This window comes from Lysobacter sp. N42, from assembly GCF_004344885.1.
On the sequence record NZ_SKFB01000135.1, the window covers coordinates 1 to 732 of the forward strand.

1 protein-coding gene is annotated in these 732 nt (G+C 63.0%); it reads left to right on the forward strand.

Annotation, left to right across the window (positions count from 1 at the left end):
- Positions 1-153: 153 nt before the first annotated feature.
- Entirely contained in the window at positions 154-660 is a 507-nt protein-coding gene (locus tag EYQ95_RS26265) for a hypothetical protein (protein ID WP_132332196.1), read from the forward strand.
- Positions 661-732 lie beyond the last annotated feature (72 nt).

Below are 732 nucleotides of genomic sequence, written 5' to 3' on the forward strand. Positions count from 1 at the left end.
TTGTCCGGCGAGCCAACGCCCGCACTCGTCGAGCTAGAGGATGGGTTGCTTGTCCCAACACGCAGGTCGCGCCGTCAACTGGGCGGGGCCTAACAATTCGTCCAAGCCGACGCCGCTTCGCGGCGCGGCTTAACTCAGGTGTTAGGTGCCGGCATGAGATTTCTCGCACTTCTTGCAGCAACGATTCTCACCTTCTCGGCCTATGCAGCGCCTCCTTATCAGACCGAGAGCATCGTGCTGCTGCAGCCGGATTTCGTGCTAAAGGAACGGGCGCCGTCGGTTCAGTCGCTTTCCGAGTACATCAAGGCCGTCCAAACCGCCGCCACGAAAGCACTTGAAGGCCGGGAGCCGCACCCGACCAGTGGTTTCCTCGTTTTAGCCGTGCGGCCCGGTGAGCAATCTACGGTCTGGCTAGACTTCCGGCCGAGCCTGCCAGCCGCTACGGCAGCGGAACTACGAGCTGCAATCCTTCAGGTGCCCGCGTTCTCGGCCCAGAAGGGCGTCGTTGTCTTCGCTCTCAACGCATCGCTGTGGGGCGCCCCTGCATCGCAGGGCTTTCCCAACCCCACGGAATGGAGCAAGGCAATGGAAGGCCATGATGGCCCGATGGAGATCGGGGAGCTGGTCGAGAAGGTGTGGCCCGCCGGGGCCGGCACCTAACAATTCGTCCAAGCCGACGCCGCTTCGCGGCGCGGCTTAACTCAGGTGTTAGCTGTGTACGTGGCCTGGCCG

Bases quoted from the DNA above. Each gene is read 5' to 3' on its own strand.
- EYQ95_RS26265 (WP_132332196.1), top strand. From the start codon at position 154: ATGAGATTTCTCGCACTTCTTGCAGCAACGATTCTCACCTTCTCGGCC.